The sequence below is a fragment of the Mesorhizobium sp. B2-5-11 genome, from assembly GCF_006440835.1.
Lineage (GTDB): Bacteria > Pseudomonadota > Alphaproteobacteria > Rhizobiales > Rhizobiaceae > Mesorhizobium.
On the sequence record NZ_VFUK01000001.1, the window covers coordinates 56,105 to 73,764 of the forward strand.

17 protein-coding genes are annotated in these 17,660 nt (G+C 65.1%); 7 read left to right on the forward strand and 10 right to left on the reverse strand.

What is annotated here, in order from left to right; translation table 11 throughout:
• Position 1: 1 nt before the first annotated feature.
• Complete coding sequence (locus FJ490_RS00285; protein ID WP_140623716.1) at positions 2 to 553, reverse strand: MaoC family dehydratase; 552 nt, start codon at positions 551 to 553, stop codon at positions 2 to 4.
• A 199-nt stretch (positions 554 to 752) separates the two neighbouring features.
• Here FJ490_RS00285 and FJ490_RS00290 point away from each other — a divergent pair, with 199 nt between their 5' ends.
• Positions 753 to 1,850: a lactonase family protein gene (locus FJ490_RS00290; RefSeq protein ID WP_140648981.1), complete on the forward strand. Its 1,098-nt coding sequence runs from the start codon at positions 753 to 755 to the stop codon at positions 1,848 to 1,850.
• Positions 1,851 to 2,149: 299 nt separating this feature from the next.
• Here the strand turns inward: FJ490_RS00290 and FJ490_RS00295 are convergent, their stop codons facing one another.
• The 3 genes from FJ490_RS00295 to FJ490_RS00305 all read right to left on the reverse strand — a co-directional run bounded on the left by FJ490_RS00295 (position 2,150) and on the right by FJ490_RS00305 (position 4,748).
• Positions 2,150 to 3,139 (reverse strand): Tim44 domain-containing protein, encoded by a 990-nt coding sequence (locus FJ490_RS00295; RefSeq protein ID WP_140497638.1) that lies wholly within the window; start codon positions 3,137 to 3,139, stop codon positions 2,150 to 2,152.
• Between the two features lie 68 nt (positions 3,140 to 3,207).
• Entirely contained in the window at positions 3,208 to 3,504 is a 297-nt protein-coding gene (locus tag FJ490_RS00300) for a zf-TFIIB domain-containing protein (protein WP_140648984.1), read from the reverse strand.
• 254 nt (positions 3,505 to 3,758) lie between these two features.
• The gene (locus tag FJ490_RS00305; RefSeq protein WP_140648986.1) at positions 3,759 to 4,748 is read right to left on the reverse strand and encodes a zinc-dependent alcohol dehydrogenase family protein; all 990 of its coding nucleotides are present in this window, start codon (positions 4,746 to 4,748) and stop codon (positions 3,759 to 3,761) included.
• A 103-nt stretch (positions 4,749 to 4,851) separates the two neighbouring features.
• Between FJ490_RS00305 and FJ490_RS00310 the strand changes: the two genes are divergently transcribed.
• Both FJ490_RS00310 and FJ490_RS00315 read left to right on the forward strand, forming a co-directional pair.
• Complete coding sequence (locus FJ490_RS00310; RefSeq protein ID WP_140648987.1) at positions 4,852 to 5,754, forward strand: LysR substrate-binding domain-containing protein; 903 nt, start codon at positions 4,852 to 4,854, stop codon at positions 5,752 to 5,754.
• Between the two features lie 140 nt (positions 5,755 to 5,894).
• The gene (locus FJ490_RS00315; protein ID WP_140728082.1) at positions 5,895 to 7,541 is read left to right on the forward strand and encodes an acetolactate synthase large subunit; all 1,647 of its coding nucleotides are present in this window, start codon (positions 5,895 to 5,897) and stop codon (positions 7,539 to 7,541) included.
• An 83-nt stretch (positions 7,542 to 7,624) separates the two neighbouring features.
• Here the strand turns inward: FJ490_RS00315 and FJ490_RS00320 are convergent, their stop codons facing one another.
• Positions 7,625 to 8,272, reverse strand: coding sequence for a GNAT family N-acetyltransferase (locus tag FJ490_RS00320; RefSeq protein WP_181165161.1), 648 nt, complete (start codon positions 8,270 to 8,272; stop codon positions 7,625 to 7,627).
• Positions 8,273 to 8,438: 166 nt separating this feature from the next.
• On the opposite strand from FJ490_RS00320, the gene FJ490_RS00325 reads away from it, so the two are divergent.
• The 4 genes from FJ490_RS00325 to FJ490_RS00340 are packed head-to-tail and all read left to right on the forward strand — an operon-like array spanning position 8,439 to position 12,791.
• The gene (locus FJ490_RS00325; protein ID WP_181165160.1) at positions 8,439 to 9,740 is read left to right on the forward strand and encodes an ArgE/DapE family deacylase; all 1,302 of its coding nucleotides are present in this window, start codon (positions 8,439 to 8,441) and stop codon (positions 9,738 to 9,740) included.
• On the forward strand, positions 9,737 to 10,795 hold the full coding sequence (locus tag FJ490_RS00330; RefSeq protein ID WP_140728083.1) for a phosphotransferase: 1,059 nt from the start codon (positions 9,737 to 9,739) through the stop codon (positions 10,793 to 10,795). Before FJ490_RS00325 ends, FJ490_RS00330 begins: the two co-directional genes overlap by 4 nt.
• Before the next feature lie 6 nt (positions 10,796 to 10,801).
• Complete coding sequence (locus tag FJ490_RS00335; RefSeq protein ID WP_140514542.1) at positions 10,802 to 12,106, forward strand: aspartate aminotransferase family protein; 1,305 nt, start codon at positions 10,802 to 10,804, stop codon at positions 12,104 to 12,106.
• Between the two features lie 28 nt (positions 12,107 to 12,134).
• Entirely contained in the window at positions 12,135 to 12,791 is a 657-nt protein-coding gene (locus FJ490_RS00340) for a GntR family transcriptional regulator (protein ID WP_140555566.1), read from the forward strand.
• A 32-nt stretch (positions 12,792 to 12,823) separates the two neighbouring features.
• On the opposite strand, the gene FJ490_RS00345 is transcribed toward FJ490_RS00340, so the two are convergent.
• The 5 genes from FJ490_RS00345 to FJ490_RS00365 are packed head-to-tail and all read right to left on the reverse strand — an operon-like array spanning position 12,824 to position 17,562.
• Positions 12,824 to 14,122 carry an FAD-dependent oxidoreductase gene (locus FJ490_RS00345; protein ID WP_140728084.1) on the reverse strand — a complete coding sequence of 433 codons (1,299 nt, stop codon included), beginning with the start codon at positions 14,120 to 14,122 and terminating at the stop codon, positions 12,824 to 12,826.
• A complete protein-coding gene (locus FJ490_RS00350; RefSeq protein WP_181165180.1) occupies positions 14,119 to 15,096 on the reverse strand; it encodes a branched-chain amino acid ABC transporter permease in 978 nt (325 codons plus the stop codon). Before FJ490_RS00350 ends, FJ490_RS00345 begins: the two co-directional genes overlap by 4 nt.
• The gene (locus tag FJ490_RS00355; protein WP_140623697.1) at positions 15,093 to 16,001 is read right to left on the reverse strand and encodes a branched-chain amino acid ABC transporter permease; all 909 of its coding nucleotides are present in this window, start codon (positions 15,999 to 16,001) and stop codon (positions 15,093 to 15,095) included. The genes FJ490_RS00350 and FJ490_RS00355 overlap by 4 nt, the downstream gene beginning before the upstream one ends.
• Positions 15,998 to 16,765 carry an ABC transporter ATP-binding protein gene (locus FJ490_RS00360; protein WP_140562033.1) on the reverse strand — a complete coding sequence of 256 codons (768 nt, stop codon included), beginning with the start codon at positions 16,763 to 16,765 and terminating at the stop codon, positions 15,998 to 16,000. The genes FJ490_RS00355 and FJ490_RS00360 overlap by 4 nt, the downstream gene beginning before the upstream one ends.
• The gene (locus FJ490_RS00365) at positions 16,762 to 17,562 is read right to left on the reverse strand and encodes an ABC transporter ATP-binding protein (protein WP_140514551.1); all 801 of its coding nucleotides are present in this window, start codon (positions 17,560 to 17,562) and stop codon (positions 16,762 to 16,764) included. Before FJ490_RS00365 ends, FJ490_RS00360 begins: the two co-directional genes overlap by 4 nt.
• Positions 17,563 to 17,660: the final 98 nt, after the last annotated feature.

Below are 17,660 nucleotides of genomic sequence, written 5' to 3' on the forward strand. Positions count from 1 at the left end.
TCTACTTCTCCGTCTTGCCGAGGAAATCGGCAGGGTTGCGGTACTTCACCGTCTGCAGATGCTCGCAATAGAGAACGAGTTCGCCTTCGCCCTTGAACACCTGGTAGCTGGCGCGGATCAGCCCCATGTCCTTGTAGCGCGGCGTCTTGTCGAGGTTGGACCGGATCGAATAGATCGTCTCGCCGATGAAGACGGGCTTTATGAAGCGGAGCTTGTCGTAGCCATAGGAAAACGCGTTGACGCAGTTGGTTGCGACGAGCCCCAGGCCAGCCGAGAAGACGAAGGCGCCCGCCACCAGCCGCTTGCCGAAAATGCCCTCTGTCTCGGCAAACATCTGGTCCTGCACGTAAGGATGGATGTCGAGCACCAGCGTGTTGAACAGGTGGCTGTCCCCTTCGGCCATGGTGCGGCGCAACGAGCGGATCTTCTGGCCGACCGGCCAGTCCTCGTAGAACCAGTTCTCGGCGTTCCAAACCGGCAAGGCGGCATGTTCCGCGGGCATGTTGGCCGGATGCGTCGAGGCGACGCCGACGGTCGGTGCGAAGTCGTTCATCGCTGGCTCCGCTGGCACTGCGCAAGGCACGGCACAAGTTTCGGAACACGCGTCAAGGCGCCAGATTGCACGACGTCTCCTCCCGTCAATCTTCTTTTGTAAATACTATTTTCACATATGGGGTTGCGTTGCAAGCGAGGACGGGCGAAATTTTGGCTGTTTCCGCTGCGCTCGAGCCCGGCGGAACAGGGAGGAAAACATGCGCGATGCCTGTCTGGTCTTTGTCGGCAGCCTGAACCGGGAGGCGCCCTATTTTCAGGGCGCACGCGGCGTCGGCCTCGGCGTCTACAGCTTCGACGAGGAGACGCTGGAAACACGAAAGCTGGCCGAGACCAGTGACATCGACAATCCGACCTTCCTTTCGGTGACGCCGGACGGTTCGCGCCTCTACGCCAATTCGGAAGTCTTCCCCTGGCGCGAAGGAACGGTTTCGGCCTACGGCTTCGACCGCGCCTCGGGCACGCTCACTTACCTGAACAAGCAGCCGTCACTCGGCAGCATCACCGCGCATAACACCATCACCCGCGATGGCACGAAGCTGCTGGTCGCCAATTACGGCATGGGCGAGGGCGGTCCGGATCGCGCAGTCGCGGTCTATGGCTTCGACAGCGATGGCGCCTTGTCGGCTCCTCTGGCCAGCGTTTCGCACAAGGGCACTGGCCCGAATCCAGCCCGGCAGGAGCGCTCGCATGCCCATAGCGTCACCGAAACCATCGCCGGCGGAACGGCCATTGTCGCCGATCTCGGCATCGACCGGCTGGTGTCCTACCGGATCGAGCACGATGGCAATCTGACCAAACTGGCCGAATCCGCTTTGCCGCCGGGCGCCGGTCCACGCCATCTCGCCTTGCATCCGAACGGCCGTTTTGTCTTCGTCATGAACGAGCTGGATTCGACCATCGTGTCGATGGCGCTGGACAAGGCAAGCGGCAAGCTCTCGACCATCGACGCCAGGCCGGCCGTGCCGGCCGAGGCGCGCCAGGCCAATCACTGCGCCGATATCCAGATCTCGCCCGACGGCCGCTTCCTCTACGGCTCCAACCGAGGCCATGACAGCGTGGTCATCATGGCCGTCGACCAGCAAAGTGGCGCGCTGAGCCTCGTCGGCCATGTCCCTTGCGGGGGCGCCACGCCGCGCAACCTGGCGCTGACGCCGTCCGGCGGCCACCTGTTCTCGGCCAACCAGAATGCCGACCGCATCTCGATCTTCGCGCGCGACGCCGAGAGCGGCGGGCTGACCGACACCGGCCGTGCCATCGAGATCGGCACGCCGATGTGCGTCAAGATCGTGCGGTGAACCGTGCGCGACATCGGCATCGAGCTTCGGACGGAAACGGGCCGGAGCTCAGGCCGGGCGATCCGGGTTGACGGGTGCCTTCGCCGGAGCTGTTGACGGAGCATTGAACGAAAAAAACCCGCCTGCGCGGCGGGTTCCTGGCGCAACTCAGCACCATAGATAAATATCTACCATAGTTGCCTTCACCCAGTCAAGAAAAAATTCCTATCTTGAGAGCTGCCGGCCATGGAAGGCTGCTGACACAGCCGGACCGGCCGTCGTCAGGCCGCCTTTGTCAACGCGAGTTCGCACGCTGGAGCTCAGGCCTGTTGGATTGCCGAGAGCTTCCAACTCGAGCCATTCTGACGCGTGAAGGTCCACAGCTCCGTCGTCTCCGTGGGATGATCCTCGTCGCCCTCGACGACCTTGCCGCTGGCCCGTTCGCGCATCACGTCGCGCGATTCATAACGCAGGGCCGCCGTGGCATAGTCGCGGTCATCCTCGCGCCAGCTTTCCGCGATGTCGGCCTGCAGGAGGGTGACGTCGGATACCTCGTTCCTGAGGCCCTTCTTCGCGTTGTCGGCCAGCTCTTCAGAGAGATAGGACACCATTTCGGGAGTCGTCGTCTTGCGCAACGCGGCATGATCCTCACGCCCGAACGCTTCCTGGACATCGCTCAACAGCTGCTGGAATGCGTCGAGGTCGGTCTGGGCGAGCCGGATTTCATCGGAACCGGTGGCCGCCGCGGAGCCTCCGCCTGAACCGCCGCCAAAGCCGGGAATGGCGAAAGAACGCGCATTGTTGGCATCGCTCTGTCCGGCTGCGCGGTTTTCAAATCGCGAGGCATTGCCGGCGCCGGCGAGCGCAGGGGCGGGGCCACGCGCGGATTGCGACCGGAAGAACCTGATTGCCAGCATGATGGCGCCACCGATCAGCACGGCCTGCAGCAGGAAACCGAACATGCCCGCCAGCCCACCGAAGCCCTGGCCCAGGAGCAGCCCGATCAGGCCGCCGATCAGCAGGCCGCGCATCATCGTTCCACCGAAGCCGCTCATGAAGCCGGGCCTCTGCGGGCCGGCCTGCGGCTGCCGGGCCGCGGTGTTCACGCCGGTATTGGGCGTCATCGAACGCTCGACCGGAGCGGTCGGCGCCGGAGCGGTCCTGGTCGGCGGCGCTGATTGGAACGTGCGCATGCCGCGGCTGCCGAAACTGCCGCCGCGACGGGCCTCGGCATGGTCTACCGCGACCATGGAGAATGCCAGGAACAGTCCGGCAAACAGGGCGGCAAATCGGCTTGTGCGGGAAATCATCTGGACGGACCTTTATCGATGGGTTTCGGAAATTCTCGACAGACGTCGGGCCGGCTACCGGCGTGCGGTCAATCGAACAGCTCTTCGAAGAACGATTTCTTCCGTTTCGGATAGCGGTGGCCCTGCGAGCGCGCATAGTCGTCATCGCGGTCCCGGCCATGCTGGGGCTGGGAGAACGCTGCCGGCTGTGGCGCGGACGAGGCCTCCTTGGCCGATCTCTCGATGATCTTGTCGAGTTCGCCTCGGTCAAGCCACACGCCACGGCACTGCGGGCAGTAATCGATCTCGATACCCTGGCGTTCGCTCATCACGAGCGCGACGCGGCAGGAGGGGCAAACCAATCCAAGAAGGGAAGACGATGTCATATGGGGCTCCAAACCAAAAGAGATGAGCCCGCTTGACCGAAAGGATGGAAACGGGCCCGTTAAAGCGGTCCGACATCACGGTCGCGAGGTGCGACAGTCAGAGGGGCCCGGCCCGCATGCGAGAGTTAGGAACACAGAGCGGCGCCTTCAAGAGCGACATTGTCCGCGAGGATCGAATTTGTTCCCCATCGCTGACGTCATTGCGCTTCGAGCGCTGGGTACCGCGCCTGCGCCAACGACCCCGGCGTCCCTGCTCAGACCGTCACCACGATCTTGCCGAACTGCTCGTTCGACTCGAGATAGCGATGCGCCTCGACGATGTGCTCGAATGGAAAGGTCCTGTCGATGATCGGCTTCAGCGTGCCGGCCTCCAGCCCTTCGAGGATGAACGCCTTGGCGGCTTCCAGCTTCGCTGGGTCGCCGGTGATCTCGTGGACGAGGTAGCCGCGCAGCGTCAATGTCTTGCCAAGCACGGCGGGCAAGGGAAACGGCGTCGGCTCGGAGCTCAACCCGCCATATTCGATGAGAATGCCACCACGGGACATCGCCGCCGCGAGCGGCTCGAAAATCGGGCCGCCGATCGCGTCCAACACGATGCGCACGCCTCGCGGCCCGGCGATCCGGCCTAGCCGCGCCTCCAGATCCTCCTCGGCCAGGACCACGACTTCAGCCGCGCCGGCGTCGAGCAGGGCCTGCTTCTTCGTCGAGGTCCGTGTCACTGCGATCGCCGTCGCGCCGACGCTGTTGGCGATCTGGATCGCGGCAAGCCCGACGCTGCTCGAGGCTGCCGTGATGACGACGAAGTCCTCGTTGCGCAGCCTGGCGATGTCGATCAGCGCGCCATAGGCGGTGAGGTACGGCATCCACATCGCGGCCGCGGTCTGCCAGTCGAGTGATATCGGGTTTTTGACGACGAGCCCGGCGGGATAGGTAACAAGCTCTCCATAAGCCGGCCAGCGGATCATCGATTGCGGCGGGATGACGCTGACGGCATCACCCGGAGCCAGACCCGTCACGGCTCCGCCGACCGTTTCGATGAGGCCTGCGGCCTCCAGGCCAAGCCCGGAGGGCAGGGGGGGCGTCTCGATATAGGTGCCCGCGCGCAGGAGCGCCTCGGCGCGATTGAGGCCGAGCGCCTTGACGCGGATCTGCACCTCGCCCGGGCCGGGTTGGGGAGGGTCCACATTTTCGATCCGCAGGACCTCGGGGCCACCATGCCGATGAAAGCGAACGACGCGCGCCATTCGGTCTACTCCTAATTGTCTGAACCGAAAGGAGCTATGCCGGTAAGACGAAGTCGGATAAATGGCCTTCGGAGCAGAACAGTAGAAACCAGGAGTTTCGAATATGGATCGGCTTGAGAGCATGGCCGTGTTCGTCAGGGCGGTCGACCTCGGCTCGTTCGCGGCGGCCGCGGCCGCACTCGATCTGTCCGGACCGATGGTCGGCAAACACGTCCGTTTTCTGGAGGAGCGTCTCGGCATGCGCCTGCTCAACCGCACCACGCGCCGGCAGAACCTCACCGAGTTCGGACGCGCCTATTACGACCGCTGTCGGCTGGTGCTGGCCGAGGCCGAAGCGGCCGATCAACTCGCCGCCGACCAGCTCTCGCAACCGCGTGGCAAGCTGCGCGTCACCATGCCGGCGCATTTCGGCCGGCACTGCGTAACACCCGTGCTGCTGAAACTGGCGCGGCAATATCCGATGCTGGAACTCGACCTGTCGCTCAGCGACCGCTTCGCCGATCTTGCCGAGGACGGCTACGATCTTGCCATCCGAACCGGCGATCTGGAGGATAGGGCAGGCGTGATCGCGCGCCGCGTCGCGAGCCAGGACATGATTGTCTGTGCGGCGCCGTCCTACCTGAAAATTCAGGGCGAGCCACGGCGGATCGAAGATCTCGCCAATCATCATGCCATCGTATATCGCCGACTCGGCCAAGCCGTTCAGCCTTGGCTGTTCCCGCGCGAAGGACAACCAGCACAGGAGATCATGCCCGGCGGCCGGCTGCGGCTCGACGATCTCGATGCCATCGCCGACGCTTCGGCCGAGGGCATGGGGCTCGCCTGGTTGCCTTGGTGGCTGGTTCGCGAGCGCATTCAGGCAGGCGCGCTGGTCGAGCTCTTGCCGAACCAGCCGCGATATCTCTATGACTGCCACGCCCTTTGGCTGCAGACGCCCCATTTGCCGCTGAAAGTTCGGCTGGCCGTCGATGCGCTGGCGGCCGCCTTGCCGAAACGGATGGCGTGATCGCCAGCCTCACGGCCACTCTCGTTCGGGATCGCGCGGACATTCCGTAGAGAGGCGCCTCGGCTCTTTGAGGCATCGCTTTCCAGTGCCATATGAGGCAAAGCTGGCGGCATGCAGGCACATTGCAGGAGAGGCGGTTGATGACCAAAGGTTCGGATCTGTTCGTGGCGGCCCTCGAGAACGAAGGGGTCGACCGGATATTCGGCATTCCGGGCGAGGAGAATCTCGACATCGTCGAATCCATCCGCCGCTCCTCGATCCAGCTCATCCTGACCCGTCACGAGCAGGCGGCCGCCTTCATGGCCGCCACCTATGGCCGGCTCACCGGCAAGCCAGGTGTGTGCATCACCACGCTCGGCCCCGGCGCGCTCAACCTGGCGACCGGCTCGGCCTATGCGCTGCTCGGCGCCATGCCGATGATCATGATCACCGGCCAGAAGGGAATCCTGTCGTCCAGGCAGGCGCGGTTCCAGATCGTCGACATCGTCGCGGCGATGAAACCGCTGACCAAGCTGTCGCGCCAGATCGTCTCGCCCAAAATGATCCCCTCGCTGGTGCGCGAAGCCTTCCGCGTCGCGCAGGAAGAGCGGCCGGGTCCCGTGCATCTGGAACTGCCAGAAGACATTGTGGCGGCTGAGTGTGAGGATGTCCCGCTGGTGCCGACGCATCCGGTCGAACTGCCGCTGGCCGGTGCGGGCGCGCTCGACCGCGCCGCCCGCATGATCCTCGAGGCCAAACGTCCGCTGCTGATGTTCGGCGCCGCGGCGTCGCGGCCGCGCGTCACGCCCGATGTCGCCCAGTTCGTGCTGCGCACCCAAATTCCCTATTTCACCACGCAGATGGGCAAGGGCACCGTGCCCGGCGGCACCGAACTCTACATGGGAACGGCGGCCCTTTCGGAACGCGACTACGTGCACGAGGCCATCGAACAGGCCGACCTGATCATCACCATCGGTCACGACACAGTCGAGAAGCCGCCCTTCATCATGGGCGTCAACGGGCCGAAGGTCATCCATGTCGGCTATCAAACCGCCGATGTCGAGCAGGTCTATTTCCCACAGACCGAGATCGTCGGCGACCTCGGCCCTTCGCTGGCGCTGCTGGCGGATCGCATCGAGGGCAAGATCCCCAACGCGCAGGCCCTGTTGCCGTTGCGCGAAGGCATTCTGAGCCGCATCGCCGCGCGCGCCACGGAAGACCGCTTCACGCCGCAACGCATCGTGCATGACGTGCGAGCCGTGATGCCCGCCGACGGGATCCTTGCCCTCGACAACGGCATGTACAAGATCTGGTTCGCGCGCAACTACCGCACGCGCATGGCCAACACGCTGCTGCTCGACAATGCGCTGGCCACCATGGGCGCGGGGCTGCCGTCGGCGATGATGGCGGCACTGCTCCATCCGCAGCGCCGCGTCATGGCCATCTGCGGCGATGGCGGCTTCATGATGAACAGCCAGGAACTGGAGACCGCCGTCCGGCTCAAGCTCAATCTTGTCGTCCTGCTGCTCGAGGACCACGCCTATGGCATGATCCGCTGGAAACAGGCGGTCGACGAGTTTCCGGATTTCGGCATGACCTTCGGCAATCCCGACTTCGTCAAATACGCCGAGGCCTATGGCGCCAAGGGGACCAGGGTCGGCGCGATCGCCGAATTCCGGCCGGCGCTGGAACAGGCCTTCGCCGGCGGCGGCGTGCATCTCGTCGTCGTGCCCATCGACTATTCCGAAAACATCAGGGTGCTTGTCGACGAATTGCGTGAGCGGCTTCCAGCGGTCCAGGCGACCTGACGGCGGCCGGCGCCAAGGCCGAACCGTACGATCAAAACTACGGATGTCGATGCCGAGATGCCTGGCTGGTTGTGAAGGCGTTTTCATCTGGCGTCGGGGGACCAGTCCGTCTCGATCAAGGGAATCTGCGGCGCCGCATCACGCGGCAACGTTCCCTTGGTCCTGGGGTCGTCGGCGATTTCGAAGCCGGTCGCAAAGGGCTCAAATCCGCAGGCCCTGTAGAAACCGATGACACTGTGATGGTCGAAGCTGCTGGTATGAAGCCAAATGCGGCTGGGCCGGAGACGCCATGCCTGGTCGAGCGCGCCGGCCATCAGCCGCTTGCCGAAGCCACGGCCGGTCAAGGAGGGGAACAGGCCGAAATAGGTGATCTCGATCTCGTTGTCCTCGGCCACCGAGAACTCGACCATGCCGACATGGGCGCCGCTTTCATCATGGCCGTAATAGAGATGCTGGCGCGGATCGGCGAAATGCGCGGCGATCTCGGCATCCGACATTTCGGCGGCGCGATCCCAGAGCCAGGGAGCGCCGATCTCCAGGAAGATTGCACGGTAGGAAGCACTGTCGGGTTTCGCGATCCTTGTCATGGTCAACGGCCTCGCGAGACCCGGCACCGGCGCGCGCGCTTCCATCCATGTCACCGCATTGACGATCTTGCCGGCCGGCACCCGCCGATAGCCGACCGTTAGATTGGTGATTTCATCAGGCAATCTGCCTTCGGTGACCAACATCTGTCCTCGACCTTCCCCACCGGCGCGCAAGGAGCTGATGCCAACTCTGCGCTCGCCTGCCAAGAGGCTCCCGAGGTGGGTCAAGATTTTTGGCCCGCCTGTCCCTTGCGTTTCACAGAGATGGCATATGAGATATGATACACCATCGAACGGAAAGCGGAATATCATGCCTGAGCGAATTGCCGACGAGGCCATTTTGAACGCGGTCGACGACGGCTTCGCGCGGCAGGTGGAATTCCTCGCGAACCTCGTGCGCTTCCCCTCGCAACGCGGCGAAGAACACGCGGCGCAATCCTTCATGGCAGCCGCGTATGAAGCAGATGGCTATACGGTGGACATGTGGCGTGTCGATGTCGATGCGATCCGCGACCTGCCGGGCTTTTCGCCCGTGGCCGTCTCCTATGACGACGCCTTCAACGTCGTCGCCACCCACATGCCGCGAAACGCGACCGGCCGCTCGCTGATCCTCAACGGCCACATCGACGTCGTGCCGACGGGCCCGCTCGATCGCTGGCTGCGCGATCCCTATGATCCGGTCATCGAGGACGGCTGGATGCATGGTCGCGGCGCCGGCGACATGAAGGCTGGGCTCTCGGCCTGCCTCTACGCGCTGGCCGCACTGCGCCGCCTCGGCTATCAGCCGGCCGCGAAGGTCTTCCTGCAATCGGTGGTCGAGGAAGAGTGCACCGGCAATGGCGCGCTCGCTTGCCTGCAGCGCGGTTACCGCGCCGACGCAGCCTTCATCCCCGAACCGCTGGAGCCGAAGCTGATGCGGGCGCAGGTCGGCCCGATCTGGTTTAGGGTCGAGGTCGACGGCGATCCCCAGCATGCGTCGGGCGCTTTCTCGGCCGGCGCCAACGCCATCGAAAAGGCTTTCCTCATCATCCAGGCGTTGAAGCAGCTCGAAATCGTTTGGAACGCGCGCAAGGTCGACGACAGGCATTTCTGCGATCACCCGCATCCGATCCGTTTCAATCTGGGCAAGATCGAAGGCGGCGAATGGACATCGAGCGTCCCCGCGCGCTGCGTGTTCGAGATGCGTGTCGCCACCTATCCCGGCCAGAAGCTGGAGGATGCCAGAGCCGAGCTCGAGGCCTGCATCGCCGACGCGGCCCGCGCCGATCCGTTCATGGCCAACCGCCCGCCCAGGATCACCTACAATGGCTTCATGGCCGAGGGCTATGTGCTGGAGGGCGCCGACGAGATGGAAACCGTGCTGCGTCGTAGCCATACCGCCGTCTGGGGCGAGCCGCTGCAGGAACACGTCACCTCTGCCACCACCGATGCGCGCTTCTTCGGCCTCTACGCTGACACGCCGGCCATCGTCTACGGTCCGATCTGCCGCATGCCGCATGGCTATGACGAAGCGGTGGACCTTGATTCCGTACGCAAGGTCACCCAGACAATCGCACTGTTCATCGCCGACTGGTGTGGGCTGGAGCCTGTCGACCCCGAGGCAAGGCCATGACCGGCGCCGTGACCAATGCATTCGGCGAGACGCTGGCCGAGGACGCGCCCGATGTCTCGATCGCCGATGCGCTTGCCATCCTGCGCCAGCACTACGGCCTTGCCGGCACCGCTCAGCCCTTGCCCGGGGAGCGCGACCACAATTTTCACATCCGCACCGATGGCGAGGGCGAATTTGTCCTGAAAATATCGCATCCGGCGGAAGAGGCCGGCTTCACCGATTTCCAGAACAAGGCGCTGGACCACATCCTTGCGGTCGATCCCGCCTTGCCGGTTCCCTCGGTGCGCAAAAGCCTCGATCGCGATGCGCAGTTCGCCGTCAGCATCGGCGATTCGCAGCCGCGCATCATCCGCCTGGTCACCTATTTGCCCGGCCAGTTGCTTTCGCGCTCGCCTGTATCGCCTGTGCAAGATCGCAATCTCGGCATCTTCCTCGCTCGGCTTGGCCGGGCACTGCGCGGCTTTTTCCACCCGGCCGCCGGCAGCGATCTTTTGTGGGATATCCGCAAGGTCGCCAAGACGCGGCCCATGCTGGCACATATCGCCGATGCCGGGCGCCGGGCCATGGTCGAGCGCGTCATCGATGCCTTCGAGGAGCACGCCGCACCCGTCATCCCCAGCCTGCGCGCCCAGATCGTCCACAACGACATGAACTCGTACAATGTGGTGATGGACGCATCGCGGCCGGAGATCGTCAGCGGCATCCTCGATTTCGGCGACATGATCCATTCGCCGCTGATCTGCGATCTCGCCATCGGCGCCGTCTACCGCTGGCCAGCCGACGGTCACCCGCTGGCGCCCGCCGCGCGCTTCGTCGCCGGTTATCAGTCGGTGCAGCCGCTCGAAGCCGAGGAGATCGGCATCCTGTTCGACCTGATCCGTGCCCGCCTTGCTCTCATCGCCAACATTGCCACCTGGCAGGCGGAGCGCTTCCCGGCCAAGCGCGATTATGTGCTGCGCCTCATCACCGAGGTCTGGGCCTCGCTCGAGCGGCTGGACGGACTGTCACACAGCGATGCCCGCCGTTATTTCCTCGATCATTCCAATCCGGAGTAGACGCTCGTGTCCCAATCCTCGCCCGCAAATGCCTCCGCCGATGCCGGTGCATCAGCATCCGCGCTGCTCGAGCGCCGTGCCAGGCTGCTCGGCCCGACCTATCGCGCCTTCTACCGCAACCCGATCCATCTCGTGCGTGGCAGCGGCGTCTGGCTCTACGATGCCCAGGGTCGCAAGTATCTCGATGCCTACAACAACGTCGCTTCGGTCGGGCATTGCCATCCACGTGTCGTCGAGGCGCTGTCGGGGCAGGCGGCCACGCTCAACACCCACACGCGTTATCTCAGCGAAATCATCCTCGACTACGCGGAAAGACTTCTCGGCACGCTTCCGCCTCATCTCGGCCATGCCATGTTCACCTGCACCGGCAGCGAGGCCAACGATCTCGCCATCCGCATCGCCCAGCATTCCAGCGGCAATACCGGCGTGATCATCACCGATTTCGCCTATCATGGCGCCACCATCGCCACCGCGCAGCTGTCGCCGGCTGCGGTCGGGGCGAAGGGCGTGCCCGCGCAGCACAGGACCGTGGCCGCCCCGGATGCGTTTCGCAACCAGGGCCGGGCCGCGCGCGATTTCGCCAGGAATGTCGCCGCCGCCATCGAGGACATGCGCGCACAGAACGTGCGCCCGGCGGCGCTGCTGCTCGACTCGGCATTTTCCAGCGACGGAATTTTCTTCCCCGATGCATCGGTGATGCGCGAGGCGGCCGATCACGTCAGGAAGGCGGGCGGCATCGTCATTGCCGACGAAGTCCAGTCCGGCTTCGGCAGGCTCGGCCAGGGCATGTGGGGTTTCGCCAATTACGGCCTCGAACCTGACATCGTCACCATGGGCAAGCCGATCGGCGACGGGCATCCGATGGCCGCGGTCATCGTGCGGCCGCAGCTTGTTGCCTCCTTCGGTTCCAACACCGGCTACTTCAACACATTCGGCGGCAATCCTGTCGCCGCCGCCGTCGGCATCGCGGTGCTCGACGTGATCGAAGGCGAGGGGCTGGTCGAGAATGCGCGCACGGTTGGGGCCTATACGGGCGAGCTGCTGCGCGCCTTGCAGGGTCGCCACGCCATGGTCGCCGATGTCAGGCATAACGGTCTTTATTTCGGCGTCGAGTTGACTGCGGAGGGGGACGAGGCGCTGGCCTCCACCAGGACGTCGGCGGTCGTCGAAGCCATGCGCGAGGACGGCGTGCTGATCTCGTCGTGCGGTCCGCGCGGCAACGTGCTGAAGATCAGGCCGCCGCTGCCGTTCGCCAGGGACAATGCCGAGCAACTTGCCGAAACGCTCGATCGCACCCTGTCGCGCTGGTGAGGGGATAGGAAAGGGGGCGGCGATCGACATGCTGAAGCTCGAACATCAGACCCTGAACGACCGCGCCTATGGCGCGCTCAAGCAGGAGCTGATTTCGGGCGGCTTCAGCCCGGGCCAGACATTGGTCATCCGCAAGCTTGCCGAGACGTTCGGCATTTCGACGACGCCGATCCGCGAGGCGCTGCAACGGCTCGTCGCCGAGCGGCTTCTGGAATTGCAGAACAACCGCTCGATCATCGTGCCCTTGCTGTCTGCCCCCGCCTTCGAGGAACTGACGCGCATCCGCGTCGCGGTGGAGGGGCTGGCGGGCGAGATGGCCGCCTCGCGCATCACCGAAGACGGGCTGGTCGACATACAGGCCACGCTGGCGGGCATGCAGCGCGCGATCGAGGCGGGCGACGCCGGGGCCTATCTCGCGCTCAACGAGGCCTTCCACTTCGCCATCTACCGGCATGCCGGCGCGCCGATCCTCCTCAACATGATCCGTGATCTCTGGGGGCGGGTTGGGCCCTATCTCAAGCTCCTGATGCAGGCTGAGCGCTACAAACCCCAGTCGAACGAGGCGCATCGCAAGATCGTCGCGGCATTGGCGCAGCGCAACGGCGCCGACGTCAGGACCTCCATAGAACAGGACATCGCCACGGCGGCAGCGGTGCTGGCGGGGAACCTTCGCGCGGCCGAATGACGACGCGATCCCGTCGCGCCCCGGCGATCGGCCTATCCGGTCTTGTCCAGCCGGTCGCGAAGCATGCTCCACGGCAGCAGCGCGTTCGGCGCGAAGCGCAGCAGGCTGTGGAACGGCATCGGCGACGGTGGCCCGAAGGGCAGCGGCAGATCGCGGGCGTCGGTTCCACCAGCCCAATCCGCAAGCACCTTGCCCAGGGCCGTGGTCATGGCGATGCCGCGGCCGTTGCAGGCGCGACCCGCGATCAGCCCCGGTCCGAGATCGATGAGGTGGGGCAGGAAATCGGGTTCGACCGCAGCCATGCCCGACCAGCCATAGGCGAGCGGCGGCAGGTCCGGGAGCTCGAGATGCCGGGCCAGCCGCCGCCGGATCGTCTGCGGCAGGCGTCGTTCCGCACCCGCGCCGAAGACATGCATGCCGCCGCTGATCAGCCTGTTTTCGGCATCGAAGCGGTAGGTGAAGAGATTGCGTCTCGTGTCGCCGACGCCTTGCCCGTAGGGCAACAGGCGGCTGCGCACCTCGCGCGGCAGCGGCGCCGTCGCGATTTGGAAGATTTTCAGCGGGAAATAACTTTTCCGAAGCTCCGGATTGAGCCGTCCGCCATAGGCGTTGGTGGCGATCAGCACCTTTCCGGTGCGCACCGAACCCGTTTGCGTCTTCAGCGACCAGCCGTCCGCGATGGGGTCGATCGCGACGACGCGCGTGTGCTCGAACAGGCGCGCGCCGGTTTTTTCCGCCACGTCGGCCAGGCCGCGCGCATAGGCGACCGGATTGAGTACGCCTCCGGAACGATCCATCCAACCGCCGACATAACCGCGGGCGCCGGTCAGCGCCTCGATTTCTTGCCGGTCCAACACGACGGCCGGTCGGCCGCGCTCCGCCCATTGCCCCGCGCGTGATTTGACCTTTTCGAGCGCGACAGGGGAATGTGCCGGCTGGATCCAACCGTTCTGCACCGCGTCGCACTTGATGTCGTGCCGCCTGATCAGGCCGAAGACCAGGTCGGCGCTGCCAGCGGCGAAGTCGATCAGCCTCTCGCCGCGCGCGGGGCCTAGATGGGCCTTTATCGCATCCGGATCCATTTTGGCGAAGTTCGGTACGATGAAGCCGGCATTCCTGCCGGTAGCGCCCCAGGCGATGGTTTCGGCCTCGAGAACGGCGACCGAAAGACCTCTGGCCGCGGCATGCAAGGCCGTCGAAAGGCCGGTGAAGCCGCCGCCGACGATGGCAAGGTCGACATCGAGCTCGCCTTCCAGCGCCGGGCGGAGGCGGGTCTCACGGCTGACCGCGTGCCAAAGCGAGAGCGCTTCCTGCCGGGCCATTGCGGTCACGAGCCGCTCTCGCTGGCGGCCACCTTCGCCCGCTTGCCGAGCCGTGCCCGCCGCGGCCGTTCCCCGAACAGTCCGTTGGGGCGGACCAGGAGGATGATGCACAGCATGACGCCGATTGCCACGATCTGCAGGGATGCGGCGCGGGCCTGTTGCTCCGGCGGGAACAGCGCGCTGGTGAGCGTGCCCGACCCGGCCCATATCCCCCAGACCAGGATGCTGCCGATGACGGCACCGGCATTGCTGTCCGAGCCGCCGACGATCAGCATCACCCAGACCTGGAAGGTCAGGATCGGCAGGTAATTGTCCGGCGCAATGAAGCCGGTGAAATGCGCCTGCAAGGCGCCCGCTAGGGCCATGATGGCACCGCCGACCGCGAAGGCCTGGACACGGTAGAAGCGCGCGCTCTTGCCGAGCGAGATCGCCGCCCGCTCGTCCTCCCGCAGCGCCTTCAGCACCCGGCCCCACGGGCTTCGAGACAGGTGCTCCAGCGCCAGATAGGCAACCAACGTGACCGCCGAGACGACGGCAAGGTTCGACAGGTTGAACAGCAGCGGCGTCTCGGCGAGGCTGCCGAAGGGGCGCGGGATGAAGCCGATGCCGAACGGACCGCCGGTCAGTTTCTGCGCATTGAGCGCGACCAGTTGCACGACCACGGCGACGCCGAAGGTGGTGATGGCCAGATAGTCGGATCTGAGCCGCAGCGTGGCGATGCCCGTCAGGGCCGCGGCGATGCCGCCGACGACCATGGCGCCGACCCAGCCGGCCAGGATCGGCAGGCCGAAACCGCCCAGACGCGCGGCATCGTCCGGCGTCGTCAGCAGCGCCGAAGTATAGGCGCCGATGGCGACGAAGCCGGCGAGCCCGACATTGAAGAGCCCGGTCAGCCCCCATTGCAGATTGAGCCCCAGCGTGACGAGCGAAAAGATCAGCGCCGTGGTCAGGAAGAAAGCGCCATAGCCGAGCAGGTCCATCAGCGTTCCCTCACACCAAAAAGGCCGATCGGCCGCACGAACAGCACCGCCATCAAGATGATGAAGGAGACCGCCGCGCGCCATTCGGCGCCGATCAGTTGCACGGCGCCCGCTTCGGCGAGCCCGATGATCAACCCGCCGAGCACGGCGCCCGGGATGCTGCCGATACCGCCGAGAATGGCGGCGGCGAACATCGGCAGCAGCATGTCGAAACCCATGAACGGGCGGATCTGCACCAGGATGCCGATCATCACGCCGGCGACGCAGGCAAGCGCTGCGCCGAGGATCCAGGTGACACGCACCACCTTGGCGACATCGATGCCGACGATGCGGGCAAGGGCCGCATTCTGGCTCAGGGCCTGCATGGACCGGCCGGTCTGCGTGCGCGTCATCAACAGGTGTACGCCCAGCACCAGAATTGCTGTCAGCAGCAACAGCGCGATCTGGTCCGGCGTGATGCGGATGCCGAAGCCGACCGGCATGGCGATCTGGATGGCGCGGCTGAAATAGGTCGGGCGTGAGGTGAAGGTGAACTCGAGCAGGCTTCGCAGCGCCATCGAGGCGCCGAAACTTGCCATCACCACGATGATGGCCTGGCCCTGAGAGCGCAGCCGCGCGAACAGCACCTTGTCGAGCAGCAGCGCCAGCAGGGCGGTGAATGCCATGCCGACGACCAGCGCGACGATGAGCGGCCAGCCGAAGGAAAGCGGGGCGATCGGCGCCACCTTGCCGATCGTCGCGCCGATGGCGCCTACGACGGCCAGCGTCGCATAGGTGCCCCAGGCCATGAAGTCGCCATGGGCGAAGTTCGAGAAGCGCAGGATCGAATAGGTCAGCGTCACGCCGATGGCGCCGAGGCCTATCATCGAGCCGGTCAGCAATCCGTCGACGATGAATTGCAGGTTCATGCCGCACTTCCCTTGCCTGAAGGCGCGGCCTTGCCGGCACTGTCCGGGCGCTGGCCAAGATAGAGCTCGGCGACCACCGGATCGCTCCACAATTCAGCGGCGATGCCCTCGTGCCGGTCCTTGCCTTCGACCAGCACATAGGCGCGGTCGCCGATGGCGAGCGCCGCCTTGGCGTTCTGTTCGACGAGAAGGATGGTGACGCCGGACTTGCGGATGCCGGCCAGCATCTCGAACACCATCGAGACGAATTTCGGCGACAGGCCGGCCGACGGCTCGTCCAGCACCAGCACCTTGGGGTGGACGATCAGCGCCCGCGCCACGGCCAGCATCTGGCGTTGCCCGCCCGACAGATTGCCGGCGGCGATGCGGCGCTGGCGCGCCAGGTCGGGGAAGGTCGCGTACATCTCGTCGATGCGGGCGGGAACCCCGCGGCGCTCGATGATGCCGCAGGCAACCCTGAGATTGTCGTCGACCGACATCAGTGGAAACACGTTCTCCGTCTGTGGCACGAAGGCGAGCCCTAGCCGCACCATGGTGTGGGCCGGTGCGGTGGTGATATCCTTGCCGTCGAGGAGAACGGTGCCGCCGGTGACCGGGACGAGACCGGCAATTGCCTTGATCAGGCTCGACTTGCCGGCGCCGTTGGGGCCGAGAACGACGACGATTTCGCCCTTCCTCACCGTGATCGAGGCACCGCGCACGATCGGCACGCCGGGTTCGTAGCCGGCTTCGAGGTTGCGGACGTCAAGCACGGTGCCGGTCACGCCGCGCCCCCGAGATAAGCCTCTATCACGCGCGGATCGCGCGCCACCTCGTCGGCCGTGCCCTCGCACAGAAGCTCGCCGCCCGCCATCACCAGAACGCGATGGCAAAGCCGGGTCACCATGTCGATGTTGTGCTCGATCAGAAGAAAGGTGATGCCGCTTTTGTTGATGTCGCGGATGCGGTCGATGATGACTTCGAGCAGCGTGGCGTTGACGCCGGCCGCGGGCTCGTCGAGCAGGATGATGGCCGGGTCGGCCATCATCACACGGGCAAGTTCGAGCAGTTTGCGCTGGCCGCCGGAAAGCACCCGCGCCGGTTCGTGCGCCAGCCGGGTGAGCGAGACGAGTTCAAGCAGTTCGGCAGCCTTCTCGGCGGCTGCCTTCTCTTCGGCGGCGACCCGCCACGGGATCAGGAAATTGGCGAGCAGCCGCTCCCCTGCCTGACGTTGCGCGGCAAGCATGACGTTTTCGATCAGCGTGAGATTGGGCAAGGGCCGGGGAATCTGAAAGGTGCGCCCAAGACCGCGGCCAATGCGCAGGTGCGCTGCTTCGCCGGAGACGAGCGCCCCGTTGAGACGTATCTCGCCGCTTGTAGGCAGGATGCTGCCGGCGAGCAGGTCGAACATCGTCGTCTTGCCGGCGCCGTTGGGGCCGATCAGGCCGAGGATCTCGCCCGGGCGGACCTCGAACGAGACATCGTTGACGGCGACAAGGCCGCCGAAACGCCGCACGACGTTCTTTGCTGCCAGAACCGGCGCCTGGGTCTCCGTCCCATGCCGTTTCGCCGTGTCGTTCATCAAGCCCTCTGGCCGAAGCGATCTTTGCCGCTTTCTGATTTTTTGATTTGTGATCACACTTGCTTTGATCACGCTAATCAGCTTTAATTTTCTCCGCA

Bases quoted from the DNA above. Each gene is read 5' to 3' on its own strand.
- FJ490_RS00330 (WP_140728083.1), top strand. From the start codon at position 9,737: ATGACCGGCGCCGTGACCAATGCATTCGGCGAGACGCTGGCCGAGGAC.
- FJ490_RS00315 (WP_140728082.1), top strand. From the start codon at position 5,895: ATGACCAAAGGTTCGGATCTGTTCGTGGCGGCCCTCGAGAACGAAGGG.
- FJ490_RS00310 (WP_140648987.1), top strand. From the start codon at position 4,852: ATGGATCGGCTTGAGAGCATGGCCGTGTTCGTCAGGGCGGTCGACCTC.
- FJ490_RS00365 (WP_140514551.1), bottom strand. From the start codon at position 17,562: ATGAACGACACGGCGAAACGGCATGGGACGGAGACCCAGGCGCCGGTT.
- FJ490_RS00355 (WP_140623697.1), bottom strand. From the start codon at position 16,001: ATGAACCTGCAATTCATCGTCGACGGATTGCTGACCGGCTCGATGATA.
- FJ490_RS00340 (WP_140555566.1), top strand. From the start codon at position 12,135: ATGCTGAAGCTCGAACATCAGACCCTGAACGACCGCGCCTATGGCGCG.
- FJ490_RS00290 (WP_140648981.1), top strand. From the start codon at position 753: ATGCGCGATGCCTGTCTGGTCTTTGTCGGCAGCCTGAACCGGGAGGCG.
- FJ490_RS00320 (WP_181165161.1), bottom strand. From the start codon at position 8,272: ATGTTGGTCACCGAAGGCAGATTGCCTGATGAAATCACCAATCTAACG.
- FJ490_RS00325 (WP_181165160.1), top strand. From the start codon at position 8,439: ATGCCTGAGCGAATTGCCGACGAGGCCATTTTGAACGCGGTCGACGAC.
- FJ490_RS00300 (WP_140648984.1), bottom strand. From the start codon at position 3,504: ATGACATCGTCTTCCCTTCTTGGATTGGTTTGCCCCTCCTGCCGCGTC.
- FJ490_RS00305 (WP_140648986.1), bottom strand. From the start codon at position 4,748: ATGGCGCGCGTCGTTCGCTTTCATCGGCATGGTGGCCCCGAGGTCCTG.
- FJ490_RS00295 (WP_140497638.1), bottom strand. From the start codon at position 3,139: ATGATTTCCCGCACAAGCCGATTTGCCGCCCTGTTTGCCGGACTGTTC.
- FJ490_RS00285 (WP_140623716.1), bottom strand. From the start codon at position 553: ATGAACGACTTCGCACCGACCGTCGGCGTCGCCTCGACGCATCCGGCC.